Source organism: Faecalibacterium prausnitzii (assembly GCF_003287405.1).
Classification (GTDB): Bacteria; Bacillota; Clostridia; order Oscillospirales; family Ruminococcaceae; genus Faecalibacterium; species Faecalibacterium intestinale.
This window is the reverse complement of sequence record NZ_PRLD01000001.1, coordinates 90,357-113,648: the sequence shown is the minus strand read 5'-3', so window position 1 is coordinate 113,648 and position 23,292 is coordinate 90,357. Positions and strand designations below refer to the sequence as shown.

Here is a 23,292-nt window from a genome sequence, read left to right as displayed (position 1 = left end):
TTACACTTTCGGGCGCTGCCAGTCCTTGACATCCTTTACCTCGTCGTACATGGCGCAGTAGCTGTCGTACCGGGTCTGGGAAAGTTTGCCCTCTGCCAGCGCTGCCCGCACAGCACAGCCTTTTTCGCTGCGGTGGGAGCAGCCGGTAAACTGGCACTGACCCAGATAAGGACCGAACTCCGGGAAGGCGTGTTCCAGATTCTCCTTGGGGATGAACCCGGCACGGTTGGCTTCCAAGCTGGCAAAGCCCGGGGTGTCGGCAATGCGTCCGCCGTAGGCTTCAAAGACGGTCACCTCACGGGTGGTGTGTCGGCCGCGTCCCAGCTTCTGGCTGATGGCGCTGGTCTCGCGGGCAGCGTCCGGCAGCAGTGCATTCAGCAGGGTGGATTTTCCCACGCCGGAGTTGCCGCAGAAAGCGCACAGCCTGCCGTTGATCCACTGCTTCACTTCGTCCAGCCCGGTACCGCTTTCGTAGTCGATACGGATAAATGGCAGAGTGGACTTTGCATAGGCGTTTGCCAGAAAATCCGCCTCGGCAAGGTCGCTTTTGGTGCACACCACCACCGGCTGTACGCCCTTATCCACCGCAATGGCGGAAAGCTTATCCAGCACCAGCGTGCTGGGGGTGGGCTGGGTAGTGCTTGCCACAAGAAACAGCACATCCAGATTTGCCACCGGCGGGCGCACAAAAACGTTTTTACGGGGGGCGATCTGTGCAATGACCGCCGCACCGTTTTCGGTCTCCAGCGTTACCTCATCTCCTGCCACAGGGGTGATCTTCTGCTTGCGGAAGATGCCGCGGGGCTTGCACTCCACGATGCCATCCGGCGTTTTTACATAGTAAAAGCCGCCAATGCCTTTTACGATATAACCGTTCATGCATATCCTCCGTCAACCCAGCAGCGAGGACCACCAGTCCAGAATACCGCCGCCTGTGGAGCTGCTGCTGGAGCTCGGCTCGCTGCTGCTGCCGGTGCTCTCGCCGCCGGTAGAGCCTTCACCAGTAGTGCCGGAAGTACCGTCACTGCCCGGCTGCTCCGGTTCCTGCGCCGGTGCAGCGCCTGCGCTGACCACAACGTTTACGCGGCTGTTCAGCTTCGCGGTGGTACCTGCTGCAGGGTTCTGGCTGAGCACCGTGCCTGCGGGCTGGTCGCTGTATTCTTCGCTCTGGCTGCCAAGACCCAGATGGTTCTGCACCAGCAGGGTGCGGGCATCATCCACGCTCATGCCGGTAAGCGAGGGCACCTTGGTGGTGGTGGACACCTGCGGACGGCTGATATAAAGGATGACCGTAGAGCCTGCCGCCACCTGCGTACCGGCGGCAGGGTCGGTGCGGATGACCGCACCGGAGGCCACCGAGGTATCCACAGCCTGTGTGACCAGCACCGAAACGCCCAGTGCCTTGAGCTGCTGCTCTGCGTCGGTCTGCACATAGTTGGTCAAGTCCGGCACCGTGACATACTGGGTGCCCAGACTGACGGTCAGCGTTACGCTCTGACCCTCGCGGACGGTGCGGCCGGACACCGGCGACTGCTTATAGATATAACCGGCAGCATAGTTGCTGTTATATTCTTCTTCCCACTCCGGGGAGATCTGGCCGGATGCGATCTGATCCGTGGCCATGGCCTGATCCTTGGTCATGCCGATATAGTCCCCAAGGGTGACATCAGCCTTGTTGTTCATCAGGTTAGAGGAGTCGTTCAGGATCATCCAGCACAGCGCCATGCAGGCCAGTGCAAAGGCAATGGTGATGCCGAACAAGGCCGGCAAAAAGACGGTGCGGCGCTTTTTGACAGGCTTATTCTTGCCGTTTTTGCGGGGGGCAGGCTGTTCGTTCTGACGGATCGCGCGGTTCTGATTCATGGTACGTTTCACCACCTTTTCGGGTGCTTCTTCTGTAATATACTGATATTCAAACAGCACGGAGGGGTTCTGCACATAGGTATCCAGAGCTTCCAGCATCGCCCGTGCCGAGGGGTAGCGGTTCTGGGGGAGCTTCGCCATAGCCTTTTCTGTGATCTCCACCAGCGCATAGGGCACCTCCGGTGCCAGCTCGTGCAGCGAGCGGGGCTCGTCCGAGATCTGCTTGATGGCAACCTCCACCACATCATCGGCGTCAAAGGGCAGATGACCAGAGAGCATCTCGTACATCATGACGCCTACCGAGTAGATGTCGCTGGTGCGGTCGGTCTCGTCGCCTTTGGCCTGTTCCGGGCTGATATAATGCACACTGCCCATCGCCTTGCCGGCCAGCATCTGGTTATCTGCCCGGGAAATGCGGGCGATGCCGAAGTCCATCATGCGCAGCTGGCCATTATCCAGCAGCATAATGTTCTGGGGCTTGATATCCCGGTGCACGATGCCGTTGGCGTGGGCGTGCTCCAGCGCCTTGAGGATCTGGGAGATGAAGTGCACGGTCTCCCGGCTGGAAAGCTTGCCGCCCCGCTCGTTGAGGTACTCCCGCAGGGTCATGCCATCCACATACTCCATGACGATATATTGCAGATGGTCATTGACCGAAACATCGTACACCTTGACGATATTGGGGTGGTTCAGCAGGGAGATGGCCTTGGATTCGTTTTTAAAGCGGCGCACAAGATCCGGGTCGTGCATATATTCCTGCCGCAGCACCTTGACGGCCACCACAGTCCCGGCGGGCACGGGGCCGTTCTGTCCCCGCATGACCGCCTTATACACATTGGCCATGCCGCCGGAGCCGATCAGTTCCTGCACCTCGTATAGGCCGTCCAGTCTTTTACCGATCAGGTTATCCATGGCGCACCTCCATCGGCTCTACCCCCACCAGCAGGGCGGTGATATTGTCCGGGCCGCCGTTTTCGTTGGCGGTGCGGATCAGAACATCCGGCAGATCATAAAAAGACCCGCTGCGCAGCAGCTGCTCCAGCTGCTCTGTGGGCACGGCATTGGTCAGGCCATCCGTGCACAGCAGCAGAACGTCCCCTGCCTGCAGCGCCACGGTGGTGAACTCCGGCTCCAGCCGGTAATCCACACCCAGCGCCCGGGTGATGATGTTTTTCTGCGGGTGATGCTCTGCCTGCTCCTGCGTGATGGTGCCGCAGTCCACCAGCTCCTGCACATAGGAGTGGTCGTGGGTCAGCTGCGCCAGCTTACCGTCCCGGTACAGGTAGGCGCGGGAATCGCCCGCGTGGCTCAGATAGGCCTTGCCGCCACGCACCAGAGCGCAGACGGCAGTGGTGCCCATACCGGCCAGAGACTCCTCCCGCAGCGCCTTCTGGAACACATAGCGGTTGGCGCTGAGCAGCGCCTTCTTTAAAAAGGTCTCCTCTTCGCCGGGGATGCACTGGCTGTACTGCTCCTGAAAGCAGCGCTCGATGACGCTGCACGCACACTGCGAGGCTTCCCGCCCGCCGCGTGCGCCGCCCATGCCATCGCACACCAGCGCCCAGGCTGCATCGCCGGGCAGCTCCCCGGCACGGTAGTCATCCTGATTGTCCTGCCGGACGCGTCCTACATCCGTTTTTCCTGCAAGTTTCATAGGTTTCTCCCTCTATTTATGCCTTGCCGTTCATTTCGTCGCGGCGTAGCTGGCCGCAGGCGGCACTGATCTCGCTGCCAAGGCGGCGGCGCACCGTGGCGTTTACGCCAAGGCTTTCAAGCTTTTGCTGGAACCGGCGCACATTGGCTGCATCCGTAGCGGAGTACGGACTGCCGTCCACCGGGTTGATGGGGATCAGATTTACATGAGCGCCCATGCCCCGGATCAGATCTGCCAGCTGCTTTGCGCAGATATCAGAATCATTGACACCGCGCACCATGGAATATTCAAAGCTGACCCGGCGGCCGGTGGTCTCCTGATACCGGCGCACGGTCTGGATCAGCTGCTCCACCGGGTAGGCATCGTTGACCGGCATCATGCTGCTGCGGATCTGGTTGGTGGGTGCGTGCAGCGAGATGGAAAGGGTAAGCTGCAGCTTTTTTTCCGCCAGCTGGTCGATCTTAGGCACAAGGCCGCAGGTGGAAAGGCTGATATTGCGCATCCCGATATTGACGCCCTCGGGCGAGGTGATGTTCTCCAAAAAGCGCATCACCTCGTCAAAGTTATCCAGCGGCTCGCCGATGCCCATGAGCACGATATGCGAGATGCGCTCGCCGATATCCTTCTGGGCAGTGTAGATCTCGGAGCAGATCTCGCCTGCTTCAAGGTTACGCACCCGCCCCGCCTGCGTGGAAGCGCAGAACCGGCAGCCCATGCGGCAGCCCACCTGCGTGGACACGCACACGGTATTGCCGTAGTGGTAACGCATGACAACAGTCTCGATGCAGTTGCCGTCTGCCATGCGCAGCAGATACTTCACAGTACCGTCCTTAGCTTCCTGACGGCGTTCGATCTGCGGTGCAGCGATATAAAAGGTTTCTTCCAGCTTTGCCAGCAGGGTCTTGGGCTGGTCGGTCATGGCAGAAAACTCGGTGACCAGTTTCTGGTGCACCCAGTGGAAGATCTGCTTTGCCCGGAAACCCGGCTGTCCCAGCGCTTTCAGTTCAGCAGTCAATTCTGCCAGCGTCAGGGAAGAAATACAGCGTTTTTGTTCCATTCTGTTCTCCTATAAGAGGATACGACCCACAAAGGTCGTGCTTATTGCGTTGCGGCGGCTTTTTGCAGCACACACAGGAAAAAACCGTCCATGCCGGTACGGGTGGGCACCGAAAGGCAGCCGTGCTCCCCTGCCGTCATCCCGGCGGGCAGCGGTACATCCGGCGCGCAGACCTCAAATTCCGGGTGACGCTGCAAAAAGGCTGCGATTTGCTGCTGATTTTCTGCCGGGTCGATGGTGCAGGTGGAGTAGACCAACCGCCCGCCCGCCTTGAGCAGCGCCGCAGCGGTATCCAGAATTGCCGCCTGTGTGGCAAGCAGTTCTGCCTGCCGGGCAGCTTCCAGCTTTTTATAGCGGAGATCCGGCTTTTTTGCCAGAATGCCCAAGCCGCTGCAAGGCACATCCGTCAGGATGCGGTCTGCCATGGGCAGTGCAGGGTTCGGCTTGGTGGCATCGTTGCACAGGGTATGCACCCCGGCAAAGCCCATGCGATCCACAGCGGTTCGGATCAGCCCTACACGGTTTTCTGCCGCATCACAGCTGTACAGTTCTCCTGTGCCCTGCATCTGCTCGGCCAGCAGAATGGTCTTGCCGCCGGGGGCAGCACACAGATCCAGCACCGTCTCGCCGGGGGCTGCACCTACGCAAAGAGCTGCCAGCTGACTGGCCTGCCCCTCCACATGGTAGTACCCCTGCCGGAACAGCTCGTTGTCTGCCGGGCTGCCCGCAAACCGTGCCAGCACACTGCCGGGCACGATGCCCTGCCGCACCTCTGCTGCGCCCTGCTCTGTGAGCAGCGCACACAGCTGTGCAGCGTTGGCCTTGATGGGATTTGCGCGCAGGCTGGTCAAACCTCCATCGGCCTGATAGGTCAGGATGCCCAGTGCTTCATCCGGGTAGTTTTTGTGGAGGAATTCCGCCACATCCCGCCCGGCAGAGCCAAGCACCATCAGGCGCTGGATCTCGTCTGTAAAGACGGCAGCGTCTAAATCATAGCCGCAGGCCTTGCGCAGCACAGCGTTGACAAGGCCGGAAGCGCTGGATTTTTTAAAGGTGCGGGTCAGCTTGACCGCTTCGTTCACCGCAGCGGAGACAGGCACCTGCATATAGCGCGCCTGTGCCAGTGCAGCGCGCAGAATCTCCCGCACGGGGGCATCCAGCTTCGCCAGACCCTTGGGCAGAAACTGCTCCAGAATATAGTCCAGCGTGCCCCGGTGCTCCAATACGGTGTAGAAGATGGCGCTTGCAAAGCCCTTATCCCGGCCTTCCAGCTTCTGGCGCTTGAGCTCTGCGTCCAGCACCAGATTGGAAAAGCCGTCCTGCTCCTGCCGTATCAGTGCGGCAACTGCCGCCGCACGCGGATTTGCCGCCATCAGAGGTTATCCCCCGTTTTCAGGCGCAGACCCGCTGCAAAGGCGGTGCCATCCATGGGCTTTTTGCCCTCCGGCACAACTTCCAGCAGCTGGATAGCACCCTCGCCGCAGGCTACGGTCAGGGGCTTTGTGGCCAGCACAGTGCCGGGGGCTTCACCGTTGGCGGCAGCCACGCGGCAGGACATCACCTTAAGTTTTTTGCCGCCGGAAGTGATAAACCACGCACCCGGCCAAGGATTCATGCCGCGCACCCAGTTATGGATATGGGCGGCAGAGTCTGTAAGGTGGAACTCTGCCATCTCCTTGTTCAGCATGGGGGCAAGGGTGGCGTTTTCGTAGTCTTGCGGCACAGCCGTCAGGGTACCTGCGGCGATTTGGGGAATAGTCTCGCACAGAGCTTCGGCGCCCACAGCGGTAACGCGGTCAAACAATTCGCCGCTGGTCTCCTCGGGGTCAATAGCGATTTTTTTACAGTACAGTACATCGCCGGTATCCAGCCCTTCGTCCATCTGCATGATGGAAACGCCGGTCTCGGCGTCACCGTTCAGCACCGACCACTGCACCGGGGCGCTGCCGCGATACTTCGGCAGCAGCGAAACGTGCAGGTTGATGCAGCCATAGCGGGGCATTTCCAGCACGGACTTCGGCAGGATGCAGCCATAGGCCACCACCACGATCAGCTCCGGGGCGAGGGCACGGATGTTTTCATCCTCGCTGCCGTCCCGCAGGGTGCGGGGCTGGAACACAGGTGTGCCGTGCGCCAGAGCAACCTCCTTGACCGGCGGCGCGGTGAGCACCTGCTTGCGGCCGACCGGCTTATCCCGCCGGGTGTACACGGCACAGATATCGTGCCCGGCGGCATATAGGGCTTTCAGGCACTCGGCGGCAATATCCGGCGTGCCCATGAACAAAATGCGCATCAGTTGTTTCCTTTCGCTTCGCGGGCAGCCTTTTTGCCTTCCTCGGTATCCTCATAGAAGTACTCGCTGGACTCCATGATGGTGATGCCGTCCAGATGGTCGTTCTCGTGCTGGATGCAGCGGCCCAGCAGACCGTCAGCTTCCAGCTCGAACCATTCGCCGTTGCGGTCCTGCGCACGCACCTTGACGGCAACCGGGCGAGTCACAGCGCCGTTATGTCCTGGGAAGGACAGGCAGCCCTCGTAGGCGGTCTCCTCTTCCTCGGAAACGGCAAGGATCTCAGGGTTGACGAAGTCAATGAACTTGTACTCGTAATCCTCGGGGATCTCCTCCGGGGCATCGGTGGTGTCCCACACCACGAACAGGCGGCGCATCATGCCTACCTGCGGGCCAGCCAGACCCACGCCATCGGCGGCGATCATGGTCTCGCGCATATCGTCCAACAGAGTAGCCAGACGGTCGTCAAAATTGGTCACAGGGCGGCAGACCTTGTTCAGGATGGGGTCGCCTTCTTTAACAATATTACGGATAGCCATAATGGTACCTCCAGTTTTATCAGATGTCACCATCCGAGTGCAGGTCTACGATGACCGATGCCTTGGACGGCAGTTTTTCTTTTTCATACAGTGCCAGTGCAGCACGCACAAGGTCGCGGAAGCGGCGGTCGTTGCGGCACTTGACGGTGAGCTTATAGCGGTAGGTGTCGTTGATCTTTTCAATGCTGCCGGGCGTAGGACCCAGAATGCGCAGGGGCAGATCCGGCTGCTTGGCCGCCTGCTGCCCTAAAAGCACCGAGAAACGGGCAGCGGCGCGCGCCACCTCGTTCTCCTTTGCACCGGCAAAGCCGATGACGCACAGCCCGCAGAAGGGCGGGTACAAGCCCAGCCTGCGGTAGTCGATCTCCTGCTCATAGAAAGCATCGTAATCCTGCGCGGCGGCAAGGGTGAGCACCGGGTTGTCCGGGTCGGTGGTCTGGATGATGGCAAAGCCGGGCTCTTTTGCGCGGCCGCTGCGTCCCACCACCTGCGTGATCAGGCTGAACACGTTCTCGTATGCCCGGAAACCCTGTGCAAACAGCAGCGAATCAATGCCCAGAACGCCCACAAGGGTCACATCCTCGAAGTCCAGCCCTTTTGCCACCATCTGGGTACCCACCATGATGTCGTATTCATGCGCTGCAAATTTGGCAAGCAGCTTTTCGTGGGCGTCCTTGGCGGCGGTAGAGTCCTGATCCATGCGCAGCACCCGTGCCTCCGGGAAGAGCTTTGCCAGTTCCTCCTCGGCCTTCTGGGTGCCAAAGCCCCGGTACTGCAGCTTGCCGCCGCAGGCCGGGCAAAGGGTGGGCGGCGGCTCCTGCTGGGAGCCGCAGTAGTGGCACAGCACCTTATGCGCTGATTTGTGGTACACCATGGGCACGCTGCACTTGGGGCACTTGAGCACCTCGCGGCAGTCCTCGCACTGGGCAATGGTCTGATAGCCCCGGCGGTTGAGCAAAAGGATGGTCTGCTTTTCCGCGTCCAGATTGCGGCGGATGGCATCTTCCAGCGCAAGGCTGATCTCGCGGGGATTGCCCGCAGCCAGTTCTGCCCGCATATCCACGATCTGCACACTGGGCAGCGGGTTGCCGCCGTAGCGCTTGGTCAGCCGCACCAGCTGGGTGCGGCCATTCTGCGCAGCGTAAAAGCTCTCGGTGCTGGGGGTGGCGCTGGCCAGAAGCAGCAGTGCGCCGTTTTCGGCGGCACGCTGCCGGGCGACCTCGTGGGCGGAGTAGCGCGGTGCGGATTCCGACCGGTAGGTGTGCTCCTGCTCTTCGTCAATGATGATAAGACCGATGTTTTCCAACGGCGAAAACACTGCGCTGCGGGTACCAACCACGATATCTGCACCACCATCCTGGATCATCTGCCATTGCAGCAGGCGTTCGGTGTGGTTGAGTGCGGAGTGCTGCACCGCCACCCGGCGGCCGAACTGCCCCTTTAACCGCAGGATCATCTGCGGGGTCAGGCTGATCTCCGGCACCAGCACCAGCGCCTTGCGGCCAAGCTCCAGACAGCGGGCAATCAATTTTAAAAATACCAGCGTCTTGCCGCTGCCGGTCACGCCGTACAGCAGCGCCGAATGGGGTGCGGCATCTTCTAGCTTGGGCAGCAGCGTGTCGTAAGCAGCTTGCTGCTGTTCGGTGAGGGTAATGGGGTCGTTGCGCAGCGGAATGGAGGCGTACAGGTCGATGGACTTATTCACCTTGCTGCATTCCAGCACGCCCTTGGTGCACAGATTATCCAGCACCGCGCGGCTGATGCCCTTATCCTCCAACTCGTTCAGGGTGCGAGGGCCGCCGCTCAGCAATGCCACCGCTGCCAGCTGCTTTGCCGTAGGCTTTGGCTTTTGCGGCAGCGTGCTCACAAGCTTGTAGGCATTTTCGGTGTGGCGGGTAAGCTGCTTTTGCAGTACCGGGGTCACACCGTCTGCCGCCACGGCGGGCTTATACTGCGCACCATACGGAATGACCGCCTTGACGGCCTCGTAGTAGGTGCAGAAGGTGCGCTCCTTTAAAAAATGCACCAGCCGCAGCAGCTCCGGTGTCAGACAGGCCGAAGCCGGGGCTACATCGAACAGATATTTCAGCTTGGAGTGCTCTGGCTCGGCATCGCAGGCCAGCACCACGCCCATGCGGGCGCGGCTGCCCTTGCCAAAGGGCACCAGCACCATGCTGCCCAGACGCACCGCATTCTGGTGCTCCGGCAGAACAGCGTAGGTGTACAGCTTATCAAAATGGAAGGTCGCATTGCTGACGGCAACGCCTACCGTTTTGGGCATTCGTCCAACTCCTTCAACGCTTGATTTTTAGCCTTGCAGCCCGGTGCGCTGGCAGATGACCTGATACAGCTCTGCGGCGCAGGGCTCGATCTGGTTGTTGACCAGCTTTACGGTAAACTTATCCTGCTCAGCCAGCTCCTGCCGGGCGGTGGCAAGACGTTCCTGAATGCTTTCCTCGGTCTCAGTGCCGCGGCCGCGCAGACGGTGCTCCAACTCCTCCACAGAGGGCGGCAGCAGAAACACGGTGGTAGCGCCCGGGAACATCCGGCGGATATTGGCAGCGCCGTGCACATCGATGACCAGCACGACCACCTTGCCGGCTTCCAGCCGCTTCTCCACCTCAGACTTCAGGGTGCCGTAGTAGTTGCCGTTATAGAAGTTGTGCTCCACCACCTGATCGTTTTCCAGCAGCTGCTGGAACTGCTCGCGGGTGCGGTAGTAGTAGTCCACACCCTCCTGCTCGCCGGGGCGCGGGGTGCGGGTGGTAGCAGAGACGGTCTTTTCGATCTCGGGGTGTGCCTCGCGCAGTGCCTTGACCACGCTGTCCTTGCCGGTGCCGGCTGCGCCGGAAACTACAAACAGAAATTTATCATTCGCCATGAGATGCTTCTTCCTCCATTGATGCTCTGCCCTCCTGCCCGGCAGCGCGGCTTGCCACCGTTTCGGGCTGAAGGGCGGACAGCACGACATGATCGGAGTCCATGATGAGCACAGCCCGGGTGCTGCGGCCGTAAGAGGCATCGATCAGCATCCCGCGCTCGCGTGCTTCCTTCACCAGACGCTTGACCGGTGCAGAGTCCGGGCTGACGACTGCCACCACGCGCCCCGCACTGACCATATTGCCAAAGCCGATGTTGATGAGTTTCATAGGCTCCTCCACAACATATTATTCCAGATTCTGGATCTGCTCGCGGATCTTTTCGATCTCCGCTTTCATATCCACCACGATGCGTGTGATATCCAGATCCTGACACTTGGAGCCAATGGTGTTGGTCTCGCGGTTCAGCTCCTGCGTCAGGAAATCCAGCTTGCGGCCCACGGGCTCGTCCAGCTGCAGGATATCGCGGTACTGCGCAATGTGGCTGCGCAGACGGACAGTCTCCTCATCCACGGCGGTCTTATCGCCAAAGATGGCGGCCTCGGTCAGCACACGGGCATCATCGATATCACGATCCTGCAGGATGACCTTGAGTTTTTCGTACAGGCGGTTGGTGTAGTTCTCTACCCGGCCTGCACTCAAAGCTTCCACCTTGCCGACGCACTGTTCCAGAAACGCAAGGCGGCTTTCCACGTCTGCCTTCATCTTGGCACCCTCGGCGGCGCGCATCTCCACAAAGCGATCCAGCGCCTGCGCGGTGACGGCAGACACATCCTGCCACAGCTGCTCCTCGTCCACATCGGCGTGGCGGGTGGTCAGCACATCCGGGAAACGGGTCAGAACGGCGGTAGACACATCATTTTTGACCCCCAGCTGCTCAGACAAGGTCCGCATCGCCTGCTGATAGCTGCGGGCAAGCTCCATATTGACGGCGACCACAGTATCCGCTGCGTCCACGTTCTGCACGGTCATGCTAAGCTCCACCTTGCCGCGGGAGATCCGCTGGTTGAGCTGCTTTTTCAGGCGGCTGTCCAGAGAACTGCAGGTGCGCGGGATGCGGGAGGAATACTCGAAATAGCGGGAGTTCACGCTGCGCAGCTCCACAGTGATCTCACGGCCATTGAGCACGGCAGTCCCCCTGCCGAAACCGGTCATGCTTAAGATCATACTAGCTCCTATTCTTTTGCGGTTTAACTTCGTTTTTTCTGTATAGGTATCCGCTTTGGGCACACAAGCCCATGTTACGATACATATAGCATCATTTTACTATTCTTTTCTGAAAAATTCAAGGTGCAGACTGCATCCGCGCAAAAAACACGATTTCCATTTTTTACTGCTGTGCATCCGTCCGCAGTCAAAACAACATGGCTGCGGCAGTTACCGCTTTTTAGAAGCTCCCCCCTGAAAAATTATAACCCCGCGTTTTCACGCAGGGTCATAACATCAGTTCGTCTTATAAACGCAGGTCACGCTGGTTTGCAGGATATCTGCGTTGAGCAGCGTGCGCTCCACCCAATGGATGTTGTCGGCAATGGTATCCAGAGAGACCTCGTATTCCTTGGCAATGCTTTCCATTGTGCGGTATTCGTAGCGATAGATCAAGGTCAGAATAAGCTTGTCCATCATGGAGATCTTGGTAAAGCGGGTCTTACGTTTGTGCTCCTGACGGTAAGCCTCCTGCAGAGCCTTAAGCATCCGGTCAAATTCCAGTTTTGAAATGCCAAAATACCGTTGATAGTCCTGCTCCTGAAACTCAGCAATGCGCTGTTCCGGGATGCTTCGCATAGCATTTTCCTCCACATCATTTATTGTATTGCCGGGATCATTTCTTTCATTATAAAATGTATTGGGCAGCAAGTCAATGTGTATGCAGAAGTTTTTCCGGCATTGCCCGGCGCAGCCTGTTTTGTGCCTTTGCCGGATATACAAAAAGGGCTGCCGCACAGCTTTTTGTGCAGCAGCCCTGAAAGAAGCTTATTTATCAGACAGGATGGGACTGGTTGGTGTAATCCACATGGTCACCGTCCACGCCCTGCTTTTTAGCATTGCGCTTATCGAAGAACTTGGGTGCGACCTGCGGGAACATGGCGTAGGTCAGCACGTCTTCTTCCTGCGTTGCCCACTTGGCAGCTTCGGCCTTCAGCTTGTCCATTTCGGGAGCCAGCGTGTCGGCAAAGCGGCAGGTGATGGGCTGCTCGTCACCAAGGATCTTCTTGGTGAACTCGGGCTTGATGGGAGCGGGAGTCTTGCCGTAGTCGCCGTGGACCAGACCCTTGAACTCCTTGGTGACCATCTTGTAGCGCTCGCCCATGATGACATTGAACACAGCCTGCGTGCCAACGATCTGGCTGGTGGGGGTGACCAGCGGCGGATAACCTGCATCCTCACGGACGCGGGGGATCTCGGCCAGCACTTCGTCCAGCTTATCCTCCTTGCCGGCATCCTTCAGCTGCTTGAGCATATTGGAGAACATACCGCCCGGCACCTGATACAGCAGGGTGTTGGCGTCCACGCCAAGGCTCTTGGGGCTGATCTGACCGTTGGCGATGTACTTCTCTCGCAGCTTTGCAAAATAAGCGCGCACGACATTCAGCTGCTTCAGATCCAGACCGGTGTCGTAGTCGGTGCCCTGCAGGGCAGCAACCAGACTCTCAGTGGGCATATGGCTAGTGCCAAGGCTCAGGGGGCTCATAGCGGTATCGACGATGTCGGCACCTGCTTCGATGCCCTTGAGGATGGACATGGAAGCCAGACCTGCAGTGTAGTGGCTGTGGATATCCACAGGGATGCTGACGGTCTCCTTCAGCTTCCTGACCAGATCATAGCAGGTATAGGGGGTGAGCAGACCGGCCATATCCTTGATGCAGATAGAGTTTGCACCCATCTCCTCCAGAGTCTTGGCGTAGGATGCAAAGTACTCGTTGTTGTGCACGGGGCTCAGGGTGTAGCTGATGCAGCCCTGCACATGAGCGCCTTCCTTGTTGGCAGACTTGATGGCGGTCTGCAGGTTGCGGGGATCATTCAGAGCGTCGAAGATGCGGATAACGTCGATGCCGTTGGCAACAGATTTCTGTACAAAGTACTCCACAGCGTCATCTGCGTAGGGACGGTAGCCCAGCATATTCTGGCCGCGGAACAGCATCTGCAGCTTCTGGTGCGGCAGCTCCTTGCGCAGGATGCGCAGACGCTCCCAAGGATCCTCGTCCAGGAAGCGGATGCAGCTGTCGAACGTAGCGCCGCCCCAGCACTCCACAGAGAAGTAGTTGATCTTGTCCATTTCGGGCAGGATGGGGCGCATCTCGTCCATGGTCATACGGGTGGCCAGCAAAGACTGGTGCGCATCACGCAGGACGACCTCGGTCACCTTGATCGGCTTTTTTGCCATGGTTGTCACCTCTTCCTTAGTTCATGGAAACCAGAACGTCACCGGAGTTGACGGTATCGCCCTTGTTCACGTTGATGGAAGCCACGGTGCCATCCTGCGGAGCAACGATCTCGTTCTCCATCTTCATGGCCTCGAGGATGACCAGCACGTCGCCGGCCTTGACAGAAGCACCGGCAGCGACCTTGACATCCAGAATGTTGCCGGGCATGGGAGCCTTGACGGCAACTGCACCGGCTGCACCGGCGGCTGCCTTGGGAGCAGCTGCGGGTGCGGGAGCGGCCTTGGGTGCGGCGGGTGCTGCAACGGGAGCAGCAGCAACAGGAGCAGCGCCTGCGGCAGTTTCCTCAACGGAAACGCTGTAAGCAACACCATTGACAGTAATATTGTAGTACTTCATGGAAGGATCCTCCAATTCAAAATCGAACTCAATTAACTTACATTCGGACGCTTACAGAGCCATATTGCCATGCTTCTTGGGCAGGCGGGCGGCACGCTTGGTGCTCAGCAGCTCCAGTGCAGCCACAACGCTGGCACGCACATTGGCGGCATCGCAGCTCATATCGGCAGCACCGGCAGCCACTGCGCTGGCAGCGCTGCACACCTCAGCGGTGTAAGCAGCAGCCTTGGCCTTGGTGGCGGCAATGATGTTGTCGGAAGCATCGATCTCGTCCTTGTACAGCACGCTGACAGCGGCGCTGGGCTCCAGTGCGCTGACGGTGCAGCCGGTCACAGCGATGCGCAGGTCGGCAGCAGCCAGAGCGGTGTACACAGGACCCACAGCCTTGCCGGCCAGCACAGCCACCTTTGCGGTGGTAGCATCGGCATAGGTAGCGGCCAGACGGGCAGCCTCGCGGATGCCGCCAGCCACGTCATCGGTAACGCTGGGCACAAAGCCCTCGGTGTCCACGATGGTGACCACAGGCACGCTGAAAGCATCGCACAAGCGCACAAAGCGGGAAGCCTTGGCTACGCAGTTGTGGCACAGCTGCTTGCCGGTTGCCACAACGCCCACGGCGTTGCCGCCGATGGTTGCAAATGCAGTGTAGACAGCCTTACCAAAGCCTGCGTACAGCTCCACAGCGCTGTCCTTATCGATCACAGCGGCAGCAGCCTTTGCGGGCTCGGCACCGGCAGCCAGAACAGCGGCGGGCTGCTCGAACTCGAAGATCGCCGGGCCGGTCAGGTTGTTGGCGGGCAGCAGACCCACGATGTGAGCGGCCTTTTCAGCAGCCTCTGCGGCATCGGCAGCCACGATGGAAGCCACACCTGCCTTGGCGGCAGCAGCAGCGCTGCCTGCATCGGCGACCTTATCGCCCTTGGCAGCGGAGGTGAACGGAGCGGTGAAGAACAGCTCTGCGCCCTCGGCCATGATGCAGACGTCTGCGTTGGCAGCGCTCAGAGCGCTGGTGCCGCCGCAGACACCCAGAACAACGGCCACCTGCGGAATAACACCGGAGACCTTTGCGATCTGTGCATTCAGCTTTGCGCTGACAGTCAGCACGTCCAGACCCTCAGCCAGCTTTGCACCAACCGAGTTATAGAAGGTGACCACCGGGCAGCCGGTCTGTGCAGCCATTTCCAGAACCTTGATGTTCTTTTCAACATCCTTTACGGTAACAGCCTCGCCGTTCTGATAAACAGCGTAAGCCTGCTGACCTGCGGCATAACCGCAGGCAGCGCTCACTGCACCATCAGCAAACAGCGCAGTATACTCCCCGTCATCGAAGAACTTGGCGAGGATTTCTCCCTTATTGATCTTTGAAGCCATAATTAGACCTCCTGGTTGTCTGTGTGAGCTTTCAAAATTATATTTATTATACAGAAGCTGGCAAAAAAATGCAAGGGATTCTATAAAAATCCATGTGATTCAACATCCATCGCTTATGGAAAGCCAAATTTTTAACGATTCATCGTTTTGCGCGTTTTATCTGGGCAACTGCTATCGCACGCCCTTTTTGCGGATGTAGAAATTTTTCCGGTTTTTTTGGCGAAACTGCACCCGTCTGCTGCGTTTTCTTTCCGTTGCGTTTATGTTACACTATATTATAGCAATTCAACTTTTTAATGCAACAGCAACAGCGTTGAATTGCATATCGCAAATATGCTGTTTAGATGTTGTACTAATTTCTTGACTTGCGATAAAATATTAAAAATCATATTTGCCGGGCAGTCTGCCAAACTGTACCTATGCAGTGCACGAGAAAAGCCCGGTAAAAATGAAAAAAGAGGTTGAAGCTATCTTGAAGCGATTTTCCGCAAAGCTCCGGCAGCAGGAGCAGGCCTACCGCTCTCTGCATGATGCCGCCCGTTCCCTGCTTTCGCCAAAGGGGCGGGTATTTCTGTTTTTTCTGCTGTTTTATAAGGTACTGACAAACCTCTTGTTCGTACCGGCGTTGCAGCTGATCTGGGCACTGACGCTGCGGTTCGCACCCATCCGCTACCTCAACAATAAGACCGCTTCCCGCATCTTTGCCTCCCCTGCCATCATTGGGTGCATCGCCGTGCTGGCGGTGCTGGCAGCCTTCTGGAACCTGTACGAGGTCGCCACAATGCTGCATCTGCTGACACGGATACGGCACGGCGAGCCCCTGCGGGCGTGGGCGGTGTTCCGGGATGCCTTTTGCAGCCTTGTGCGGGTGTTTCTGCCGCAGAACCTCCCACTGCTGCTGTATGGCGCTGCCCTGATCCCGCTGACGAACTTTTTTCTGGCTGCAAACCATCTGACCCAGTTTGCCGTGCCGGAATATCTCTGGGGGCTGCTGAAGGCGCGTTCCTCCAATCGTTTTCTATTTGCTCTGGCGGTGCTTTTTGTGCTGGCACTGCTGCTGGACGGGCTTGTGGTTCTGCCAAAATTTCTGCTGGAGCGCAAAAGCTTTGGCTGTGCGTTTGCGGAGAGCCTGCACATTTTGCGCAGCCGCACCGGGCAGCTGCTTGGGCTGGCACTGCACTGGATGCTGACCGCCGCCGTGCGCACCGGGCTGATGCTGCTGTGCGGGGCAGCGCTGTTCTATTGCGTCATCCTAGGTGTCGGCTTTGCCAGCACTGCTGCCCTGCTGGCACTTTCCCGCGCGGCACTGCTGATCGAGTTACCGTTCCTTTGCCTGCTTATGGACTGTGCCATGACGGCGGCGCAGAGCACCCTTACAGAGGTACTGTACGAAGCGCCCCGGCAGTCCGATGCAGCGCAGCCGACCATTTCCGATGTACTCCCTGCCCTGCACCGTGAGCAGACGGTGCTGGCCGGGATGATGGCCTGCGCCGCACTGGTTACCTGCGGCGTAGCGGCGGTATACCTGCTGTTCCCGCAAACGCAGCCGCTGCAAAGCGTGCTGGGCCTTGCCGACCCGGTGATCACCTATCACCGTGGCTATTCTTCCCGTGCACCGGAGAACACCATGGCTGCCTTCGAGACCGCGCTGGAGCACGGCAGCCCCCGCATTGAGTTGGACGTGCAGATGACCGCTGACGGCGTAGCCGTGGTGACCCACGACACCAGCCTGCGCCGGTGTACCGGCTGCAACGCCAACATCTACGACCTGCCCTATGTACAGGTGCAGCAGCTGGATGCCGGACGCTGGTTCCATCGGCAGTTCACGGGTTCCTATATTCCCACGCTGGAAGAGGTTCTGGCGCTGTGCAAGGGCAAGGCAGAACTGAACATTGAGATCAAGCCCAGCACCTTTACGCCGACATTGGAAGCCGAAACGGTACGGCTGATTCACGCATACGACTACGGTTCAGACTGCGTGGTCACCTCCCAGAGCTACGAGACCCTGTGCAAGGTGAAGGAACTGGACCCGGACATTACCACCGGGTATATTCTGGCGCTGGGCGTAGGCACCTACTACGATCTGCCTGCCGCAGACTTTTTCAGCGTAGAATCCACCTTTATCACCGCCGGTATGGTGCAGCAGATCCATCTGCGCGGCAAGACCATCTCCGCATGGACCATCAACCGTCAGCAGGATGCCGAAAAGCTGCTGCAGCTGGGCGTGGATGACCTGATCACTGACAAACCCGAGATCATTGCGCCGCTGCTGGCACGGGACAAGGCTTTGGATAACCGTCTGCTCTGGCTGCGGGATCAGATTCAGGAGTTGTTTGCCGCCCCGGACGCTGAAGAAACGATGGAGGTTGAGGAGACTATCGAGGACGCCATTGAGGATCCCGAAGAGGTTTTGGACGAAGCATAAGCAGAAGATTTATACAGCAATACCGGGCAGTCTGCGGGCTGCCCGGTATTTGCCTTTTCACGCAAATCAAAAGGAGCCGCAGCACCCTGTTACAGGTACTGCGGCTCCTATTTTGTCTTTGGAAGTTTAAATTACTTCACCATGCTTGCAACTTCAGATGCGAAGTCGTCAGCACGCTTCTCCAGACCCTCGCCCTTGACAAAGCGGGCGAACTTGACGATCTTGATCTCGCCGCCCAGGTCCTTAGCGACCTTAGCGGTGTACTGAGCAACGGTCAGGTCGCCGTCCTTGACGAACTCCTGATCGACCAGGCAGTTCTCCTTGAAGAACTTCTTGATCTTGCCCTCGATCATCTTCTCCTTCACAGCCTCAGGCTTGTTAGCGGTCTTGGGATCCTGAGCCATCTGAGCCAGCATGATCTCCTTCTCCTTAGCCACGACCTCGGCGGGGACAGAAGCCTCGTCGACGTAGCCGGGGTTAGCAGCAGCGACCTGCATAGCGATGTCCTTGCCGTAAGCAACGAACTCGTCCTTAGCATCGATGTCGTTGGTGGTCTCGAAGTTGACCAGAATGCCGTGGGTGCCGCCGCCGTGGACGTATGCAGAGCAGACGCCCTCGTAACGGGTGAAGCGGCGAACCTTGATGTTCTCCTTGATGACCAGGATCAGGTTCTTCAGAGCCTCGTCAACGGTCTCACCAGCCTCGGTCTTGCAAGCCATCAGAGCCTCGACATCAGCGGGGTTCTGCTTCATGATGACCTTGGTAGCCTCCTTGACGAAGTCAACGAACTTGTCGTTCTTGGCAACGAAGTCGGTCTCAGCGTTGACCTCGATGACAACACCGACCTTGCAGGCGGGGCAGTAGTCAGCGTAGACCATACCCTCGGCAGCAACGCGGCTTGCCTTCTTGGCGGCGGTAGCCAGACCGCGCTCGCGCAGGATCTCGATTGCCTTCTCGAAGTTGCCGTCAGCCTCGGTCAGAGCCTTCTTGCACTCCATCATGCCGCAGTCGGTCTGCTTGCGCAGTTCCATAACGTCCTTTGCAGAAATAGCCATTTTTGTTTTCTCCCTTACACGTTATTTGATTGGTTGCGGAATGGGAAATCAGGCGTTTGCTGCGTCCTCGGCGGGAGCGGCCTCCTGGTTGCCCTGCTTGCCTTCCAGCACAGCGTCAGCCATAGCGCCGGCGATCAGCTTGACAGCGCGGATAGCGTCGTCGTTGCCGGGGATCACGTAGTCGATCTCATCGGGGTTGCAGTTGGTATCAACGATAGCAACGATGGGGATGTTCAGCTTGCGAGCCTCGGCAACAGCGATGCGCTCCTTGTGAGGATCGACAATGAACATAGCCTTCGGCAGGGTCTTCATGTTCTTGACGCCGCCCAGATACTTGTCCAGCTTCTCCATCTCCAGCTCCAGCTTAGCCACTTCCTTCTTGGGCAGCAGCTCGAAGGTGCCGTTCTCCTTCATCTTAGCCAGCTGATCCATACGGTCGATGCGCTTACGGATGGTGCGGAAGTTGGTCATCATGCCGCCCAGCCAACGAGCGTTGACGTAGTGCATGCCGCAGCGCAGAGCCTCGTCACGGATGGACTCCTGAGCCTGCTTCTTGGTGCCAACGAACAGGATGTCGCCGCCCTCAGCTGCAACTTCCTTCACGTAGTTGTAAGCCTCGTCCAGCTTCTTCACGGTCTTCTGCAGGTCAATGATATAGATACCATTGCGCTCGGTGAAGATGTATTTAGCCATCTTGGGGTTCCAGCGGCGGGTCTGGTGACCGAAGTGCACACCTGCCTCGAGAAGCTGCTTCATAGAAACGACTGCCATAATAAAATACCTCCAGATATTGTTTTGCCTCCGCACACCGTGATCTGCACAGTACATCGGGTACCGGCGGACTGCCCTCAACCCAAAAGGGCACAAAAGGGCATAGTGATGCGTGTGTAATGCTTTGTTATAATAGCACAAAAAGAATGCGGTTGCAAGTGGTTTTCTCTGTTTTGTATAAAGAAACTCTCACTTTTTCTCTTATTTGCCCGTATTCATCCCGCTTAAGCCCGCAACGCCCATGCGGTTGAGGGCATATCCCTTGCCGAACATCAGGTCGTATTGCAGCATCCAGTGCTCGTTTGTCCAGCGCTGCTGGAACTCCGTGGGCTGCTGGGTGGTGGTGCCGTCCAAGTTCATGGTAGTGCCGCGGGTGCAGCTGCGGCTGGCGACCCGCAGCTGCCGGTTGAGGAACTGGAAGTACAGCGGCTGCTCCAGCCCGAACAGTTCCATCATCACCGGGGAGATATCGTAAGCGGCAATGGTGCCAAAGTCCACCGGCTGCTGGCTGTAATTCGACCACATCAGCAGCGTGGTCTGGTGCAGACGGGGGTCGGTGCTGGAGCCGCTTGCATAACCGGTAGTGGTGTAGACATCGTAGTTGGAATCGATGGGGTTATAGTGGTCGCCCCAGAACACCAGAATAACCGGCTCGTCCACCTGAGAAAAATACGCCGTCAGCTTGCCCAACATGGCGTCTGCATCCCGGATGCCGGTAGCGAAATCTTCCAGCGCACCCACGGTGCTGCTCTTGAGCCCCACCGGATGGGATACGACGTGCACCCGCTCGTCATCTGGGTAGTTGTCTCTATTATAATTGGTATGGTTCTGCATGGTGACCGCGTGCAGGAAGATGGGCTTATCAGAGGAAGTGCTCATCTTTTCGTACTGCTGAATGATCTGGTCGGCCATAGAGTCATCGGTCACAAGGCCGCTGGTCCAGTAGTGCTTGCGCACCTTGGTCACGCCGTGCATATCTTCCAGACTGATAAAATCACTGAAACCGAGGTTGGGATACGCCTTATCGCGGCTCCAGTATTTTGCCCAGAAGCAGTGCACCGCAGCGGTCTGATAGCCCTTGAGTTTGAGGTAGTTGGGCAGGGCGAACATGGGCTTTGTGACGTGCTGCTGGTAGGGCTTGCTGCCGCTGGGCAGGAAGGACACCGAGTAGCCGGTCAGGGCTTCAAATTCCACATCACAGGTGCCGCCGCCAAAGCTGGGGCTGTAGGCTCTGCCGTAGGCGCTGGTCTGCTGCAAAGCGTGGAGGTTCTGCGATACATCGGTATCAAAGGTGATGCCGTACTGCTCTAACTCCGAAACATCCCAGTAGGACTCGTCCATCACATAAATAATGGTAGGCTGCTTTGCCTGCTCCTCCTTGGGGGTAGTAGCGGCATAACTGCCCGCATACATGGGGCCGGTGGAGAATTTCTCGCTCTCAGCTACGTTATCCAGAATATCGTCCACCGCCTGCTCCGAGTAGCCCTCGGGCTTGTCGATCTCCAGATTGGTGAGGTTGGTCATAAAACCGGTAAGTACACCGTAGTAACGATAGTAGCGGTCCTGCATCCACGCATCCGGCGTGATGCCCAAAACCTGCGTGACTGCGGGCTGTAAGTAAACGCCGAAGATCAGCAGACACAGCGCCGCCGCCGAAGCACCGGTGCCCGCAAGCCTTGGCAGCCAGCGCTGACGCAGCCGCCCGCGATAAACAAAGAAGCTTGCCACCGTAAGCGCCAGCACCAGCACAATGGAGACCACCATGCTGGTCTGCAACTTGAGCCCGGCAGCAGAGGCCACACCGGCGGCTTCGGACACCTGCATCAGATCCCACGGCAGAAAGGGCTCACCCCGCAGCTGCATGGTGTAAAAGTTTACTGCGCAGGGTGCGCAGCCCAGAACAGCCATGCCCAGCGTAGCAAGCGGCGGGATGCGCAGCACCCAGTCCAGCAGTTCCCACACCAGAAACAGCAGCAGCCATGCCAGCAGGTATGCCCCGAAATGGGGAAAAATAAAGCTGATAAAGGTATCAGCGGTCAGCGACCCACGCGCGATCCACTCGCCCAGCAGCAGCACGATAAGAGAAACTGCCGCCGGGAAGAGCATCCGCAGGGTCAACAGCGGTTTGGATGTTTTCATAGTTGATATCCCTTTCCACGTCCCGAACCCTATTTCCAGAGTGGCTGTGCTATTTGCACAAGCCTTTCGTGCTTATTATAGTCACTTTGCCGAAAATGTCCATTCATGATTTTACAAAAATTATGGTTTTATTTTTCAAAATATTCCCCTATTTTTCACAGACCCAGCTTTGCACGCAGCTGCTGCCAGAAGCCGTGAGGTGCTGCCGGTGCTTTTGGCACGGCGGTATGCACCAGAATGGCATCCGTGCCAATGGTCTCAATCTCCCTCCAAGGGATGGTCAGACTCTCGTCCCGACCCAGCAGACCAAAAAATCGTGGCCTGCCCAGTAAGATCAGGCTTTGCAGCTGCGCCGTTGCGGGGTCAAGTTCCAGATCATCCGCGCGGCCAAGGCACACCCCCTGCTCCAACTGAACGACCTCTTTCTCGCACAGTTCCCGGATCGTCACGGCACTCTCCCCTTTCTGCCACAGCATACGCCGGGGCGGCATTTTCTATGCCAAAGGGGTGGAAAGCACCCGCCCGGTTGTGGTATACTATGGAAAATATCTGAGAAAAACATCCAATACAAGCGAGGCAGCAGTTATGTATAAAAGCATTATTTTTGATATCGGCGGTGTGCTGGTGGATTTTGACCCCAAGGCGTACCTTGTAGACCGGCTGTGCAACGCCGAAATGGAGGAGAAGGTCTACGATTTGACCTTTGGCAGCGAGGAGTGGCAGCTGCTGGACGCGGGCAAGCTTTCCCGCTATGACGGCAACCAGCGTATGCTGGAGCACGCCCGCGCCGAGGGCTGCGCCTTTGAGGTGCAGGGCGTGCTGGACGACTGGATGCACATTCTGCGCCCGCGTCTGCGGATGCTGGAACTGGTGCGGCGGCTGAAGAGCCACGGCTATTGCGTGTATTACCTGAGCAACATTCCGCAGGATGTGCTGGAATTGCTGATCGAACGCGGCGTGCTGGCTCAGTTTGACGGCGGCGTAGCCTCCTGTGAGGTACAGGTGAACAAGCCCGACCCGCAGATCTACAAAGCTTTGCTGAAGAAGTATCAGCTGAAGGCCAGCGAGTGCGTATTTATCGATGACAGACTGGAAAACGTGCAGGCCGCCTTCGCGCTGGGCTTTGCCGGTATCCAGATGAAGGACAGCGTCGGTACACTGATCCGCAGCCTTGCCACCTGTAACGTGACGCTGCGCTGAGCATTGATACCGTAAAACGCAGCAGCCCCTGCCGGAAAGCCGTTCCGGCAGGGGCTGCTTTGCGCTGGTAGGAACTTACTTTTCTTCGTAGCTCTGGCAGTAGTGCGGGGTCTCCACCTGCTGGGTGGTGCAGCTGCACTGCTCCGTCACCTTGATCTGCGGCAGATCACATTTGCAGCCGTCCACATTGTGGCAGCACGCGCAGACATCACAGGTCACGCCGATGTTTTCCATGCTTATCACCTCTTTGTCCATAGGTTGCCCTGT

Annotated in this window: 22 protein-coding genes; 2 read left to right on the top strand and 20 right to left on the bottom strand. The window is 58.2% G+C overall.

From position 1 onward, the window contains the following. The 15 genes from rsgA to C4N24_RS00435 form a co-directional block, all read right to left on the bottom strand. The gene (gene rsgA / locus C4N24_RS00505) at window positions 1–879 is read right to left on the bottom strand and encodes a ribosome small subunit-dependent GTPase A (protein WP_112089864.1); all 879 of its coding nucleotides are present in this window, start codon (window positions 877–879) and stop codon (window positions 1–3) included. Between the two features lie 12 nt (window positions 880–891). After that, the gene (gene pknB / locus C4N24_RS00500) at window positions 892–2,775 is read right to left on the bottom strand and encodes a Stk1 family PASTA domain-containing Ser/Thr kinase (RefSeq protein ID WP_112089863.1); all 1,884 of its coding nucleotides are present in this window, start codon (window positions 2,773–2,775) and stop codon (window positions 892–894) included. Next, complete coding sequence (locus C4N24_RS00495; RefSeq protein ID WP_112089862.1) at window positions 2,768–3,517, bottom strand: Stp1/IreP family PP2C-type Ser/Thr phosphatase; 750 nt, start codon at window positions 3,515–3,517, stop codon at window positions 2,768–2,770. Before C4N24_RS00495 ends, pknB begins: the two co-directional genes overlap by 8 nt. Before the next feature lie 16 nt (window positions 3,518–3,533). Continuing rightward, entirely contained in the window at window positions 3,534–4,574 is a 1,041-nt protein-coding gene (gene rlmN / locus C4N24_RS00490; protein WP_112089861.1) for a 23S rRNA (adenine(2503)-C(2))-methyltransferase RlmN, read from the bottom strand. Window positions 4,575–4,615: 41 nt separating this feature from the next. Then, window positions 4,616–5,947: a 16S rRNA (cytosine(967)-C(5))-methyltransferase RsmB gene (rsmB, locus tag C4N24_RS00485; RefSeq protein ID WP_112089860.1), complete on the bottom strand. Its 1,332-nt coding sequence runs from the start codon at window positions 5,945–5,947 to the stop codon at window positions 4,616–4,618. Then, window positions 5,947–6,867 carry a methionyl-tRNA formyltransferase gene (fmt, locus tag C4N24_RS00480; RefSeq protein WP_112089859.1) on the bottom strand — a complete coding sequence of 307 codons (921 nt, stop codon included), beginning with the start codon at window positions 6,865–6,867 and terminating at the stop codon, window positions 5,947–5,949. Before fmt ends, rsmB begins: the two co-directional genes overlap by 1 nt. Beyond that, window positions 6,867–7,403: a peptide deformylase gene (gene def / locus C4N24_RS00475; RefSeq protein WP_005926004.1), complete on the bottom strand. Its 537-nt coding sequence runs from the start codon at window positions 7,401–7,403 to the stop codon at window positions 6,867–6,869. Before def ends, fmt begins: the two co-directional genes overlap by 1 nt. Before the next feature lie 19 nt (window positions 7,404–7,422). After that, window positions 7,423–9,684, bottom strand: a complete 2,262-nt coding sequence (priA, locus tag C4N24_RS00470) for a replication restart helicase PriA (RefSeq protein WP_112089858.1) — start codon at window positions 9,682–9,684, stop codon at window positions 7,423–7,425. Window positions 9,685–9,711: 27 nt separating this feature from the next. Continuing rightward, complete coding sequence (gene gmk, locus C4N24_RS00465) at window positions 9,712–10,284, bottom strand: guanylate kinase (protein WP_112089857.1); 573 nt, start codon at window positions 10,282–10,284, stop codon at window positions 9,712–9,714. Then, window positions 10,274–10,552: a DUF370 domain-containing protein gene (locus tag C4N24_RS00460; RefSeq protein ID WP_112089856.1), complete on the bottom strand. Its 279-nt coding sequence runs from the start codon at window positions 10,550–10,552 to the stop codon at window positions 10,274–10,276. The genes gmk and C4N24_RS00460 overlap by 11 nt, the downstream gene beginning before the upstream one ends. A gap of 18 nt (window positions 10,553–10,570) precedes the next feature. Next, a complete protein-coding gene (locus tag C4N24_RS00455; RefSeq protein ID WP_112089855.1) occupies window positions 10,571–11,449 on the bottom strand; it encodes a YicC/YloC family endoribonuclease in 879 nt (292 codons plus the stop codon). 276 nt (window positions 11,450–11,725) lie between these two features. Then, complete coding sequence (locus C4N24_RS00450; protein WP_112089854.1) at window positions 11,726–12,067, bottom strand: transposase family protein; 342 nt, start codon at window positions 12,065–12,067, stop codon at window positions 11,726–11,728. 196 nt (window positions 12,068–12,263) lie between these two features. Continuing rightward, on the bottom strand, window positions 12,264–13,667 hold the full coding sequence (locus tag C4N24_RS00445) for an oxaloacetate decarboxylase subunit alpha (protein ID WP_112089853.1): 1,404 nt from the start codon (window positions 13,665–13,667) through the stop codon (window positions 12,264–12,266). A gap of 16 nt (window positions 13,668–13,683) precedes the next feature. Continuing rightward, entirely contained in the window at window positions 13,684–14,064 is a 381-nt protein-coding gene (locus C4N24_RS00440; protein ID WP_112089852.1) for a biotin/lipoyl-containing protein, read from the bottom strand. Between the two features lie 51 nt (window positions 14,065–14,115). Further along, window positions 14,116–15,435 (bottom strand): carboxyl transferase domain-containing protein, encoded by a 1,320-nt coding sequence (locus tag C4N24_RS00435; RefSeq protein WP_112089851.1) that lies wholly within the window; start codon window positions 15,433–15,435, stop codon window positions 14,116–14,118. Window positions 15,436–15,907: 472 nt separating this feature from the next. Here C4N24_RS00435 and C4N24_RS00430 point away from each other — a divergent pair, with 472 nt between their 5' ends. Continuing rightward, entirely contained in the window at window positions 15,908–17,860 is a 1,953-nt protein-coding gene (locus C4N24_RS00430) for a glycerophosphodiester phosphodiesterase family protein (RefSeq protein ID WP_242983144.1), read from the top strand. 131 nt (window positions 17,861–17,991) lie between these two features. Here C4N24_RS00430 and tsf read toward each other — a convergent pair whose 3' ends face one another. From tsf to C4N24_RS00410, 4 genes are all read right to left on the bottom strand, one after another. Then, window positions 17,992–18,915, bottom strand: a complete 924-nt coding sequence (gene tsf, locus C4N24_RS00425; protein ID WP_112089849.1) for a translation elongation factor Ts — start codon at window positions 18,913–18,915, stop codon at window positions 17,992–17,994. Window positions 18,916–18,963: 48 nt separating this feature from the next. Continuing rightward, window positions 18,964–19,686 (bottom strand): 30S ribosomal protein S2, encoded by a 723-nt coding sequence (gene rpsB / locus C4N24_RS00420; protein ID WP_015538473.1) that lies wholly within the window; start codon window positions 19,684–19,686, stop codon window positions 18,964–18,966. A 201-nt stretch (window positions 19,687–19,887) separates the two neighbouring features. Then, a complete protein-coding gene (locus C4N24_RS00415) occupies window positions 19,888–21,825 on the bottom strand; it encodes an LTA synthase family protein (RefSeq protein ID WP_112089848.1) in 1,938 nt (645 codons plus the stop codon). Between the two features lie 155 nt (window positions 21,826–21,980). Then, window positions 21,981–22,274, bottom strand: a complete 294-nt coding sequence (locus C4N24_RS00410; RefSeq protein WP_112090164.1) for a PRC-barrel domain-containing protein — start codon at window positions 22,272–22,274, stop codon at window positions 21,981–21,983. Window positions 22,275–22,410: 136 nt separating this feature from the next. Here C4N24_RS00410 and C4N24_RS00405 point away from each other — a divergent pair, with 136 nt between their 5' ends. After that, window positions 22,411–23,025, top strand: a complete 615-nt coding sequence (locus tag C4N24_RS00405) for an HAD family hydrolase (RefSeq protein WP_112089847.1) — start codon at window positions 22,411–22,413, stop codon at window positions 23,023–23,025. A gap of 75 nt (window positions 23,026–23,100) precedes the next feature. Here the strand turns inward: C4N24_RS00405 and C4N24_RS00400 are convergent, their stop codons facing one another. Continuing rightward, on the bottom strand, window positions 23,101–23,259 hold the full coding sequence (locus tag C4N24_RS00400; protein ID WP_015538470.1) for a hypothetical protein: 159 nt from the start codon (window positions 23,257–23,259) through the stop codon (window positions 23,101–23,103). Window positions 23,260–23,292: the final 33 nt, after the last annotated feature.

Excerpts from the sequence above, each read along its gene's own strand:
- C4N24_RS00450 (WP_112089854.1), bottom strand. The coding sequence starts at position 12,067 with ATGCGAAGCATCCCGGAACAGCGCATTGCTGAGTTTCAGGAGCAGGAC.
- C4N24_RS00415 (WP_112089848.1), bottom strand. The coding sequence starts at position 21,825 with ATGAAAACATCCAAACCGCTGTTGACCCTGCGGATGCTCTTCCCGGCG.
- priA (WP_112089858.1), bottom strand. The coding sequence starts at position 9,684 with ATGCCCAAAACGGTAGGCGTTGCCGTCAGCAATGCGACCTTCCATTTT.
- C4N24_RS00445 (WP_112089853.1), bottom strand. The coding sequence starts at position 13,667 with ATGGCAAAAAAGCCGATCAAGGTGACCGAGGTCGTCCTGCGTGATGCG.
- fmt (WP_112089859.1), bottom strand. The coding sequence starts at position 6,867 with ATGCGCATTTTGTTCATGGGCACGCCGGATATTGCCGCCGAGTGCCTG.
- gmk (WP_112089857.1), bottom strand. The coding sequence starts at position 10,284 with ATGGCGAATGATAAATTTCTGTTTGTAGTTTCCGGCGCAGCCGGCACC.
- C4N24_RS00460 (WP_112089856.1), bottom strand. The coding sequence starts at position 10,552 with ATGAAACTCATCAACATCGGCTTTGGCAATATGGTCAGTGCGGGGCGC.
- C4N24_RS00400 (WP_015538470.1), bottom strand. The coding sequence starts at position 23,259 with ATGGAAAACATCGGCGTGACCTGTGATGTCTGCGCGTGCTGCCACAAT.
- C4N24_RS00435 (WP_112089851.1), bottom strand. The coding sequence starts at position 15,435 with ATGGCTTCAAAGATCAATAAGGGAGAAATCCTCGCCAAGTTCTTCGAT.
- rsgA (WP_112089864.1), bottom strand. The coding sequence starts at position 879 with ATGAACGGTTATATCGTAAAAGGCATTGGCGGCTTTTACTATGTAAAA.
- rpsB (WP_015538473.1), bottom strand. The coding sequence starts at position 19,686 with ATGGCAGTCGTTTCTATGAAGCAGCTTCTCGAGGCAGGTGTGCACTTC.
- def (WP_005926004.1), bottom strand. The coding sequence starts at position 7,403 with ATGGCTATCCGTAATATTGTTAAAGAAGGCGACCCCATCCTGAACAAG.
- C4N24_RS00455 (WP_112089855.1), bottom strand. The coding sequence starts at position 11,449 with ATGATCTTAAGCATGACCGGTTTCGGCAGGGGGACTGCCGTGCTCAAT.
- C4N24_RS00495 (WP_112089862.1), bottom strand. The coding sequence starts at position 3,517 with ATGAAACTTGCAGGAAAAACGGATGTAGGACGCGTCCGGCAGGACAAT.
- rsmB (WP_112089860.1), bottom strand. The coding sequence starts at position 5,947 with ATGGCGGCAAATCCGCGTGCGGCGGCAGTTGCCGCACTGATACGGCAG.
- C4N24_RS00405 (WP_112089847.1), top strand. The coding sequence starts at position 22,411 with ATGTATAAAAGCATTATTTTTGATATCGGCGGTGTGCTGGTGGATTTT.
- C4N24_RS00440 (WP_112089852.1), bottom strand. The coding sequence starts at position 14,064 with ATGAAGTACTACAATATTACTGTCAATGGTGTTGCTTACAGCGTTTCC.
- rlmN (WP_112089861.1), bottom strand. The coding sequence starts at position 4,574 with ATGGAACAAAAACGCTGTATTTCTTCCCTGACGCTGGCAGAATTGACT.
- tsf (WP_112089849.1), bottom strand. The coding sequence starts at position 18,915 with ATGGCTATTTCTGCAAAGGACGTTATGGAACTGCGCAAGCAGACCGAC.
- pknB (WP_112089863.1), bottom strand. The coding sequence starts at position 2,775 with ATGGATAACCTGATCGGTAAAAGACTGGACGGCCTATACGAGGTGCAG.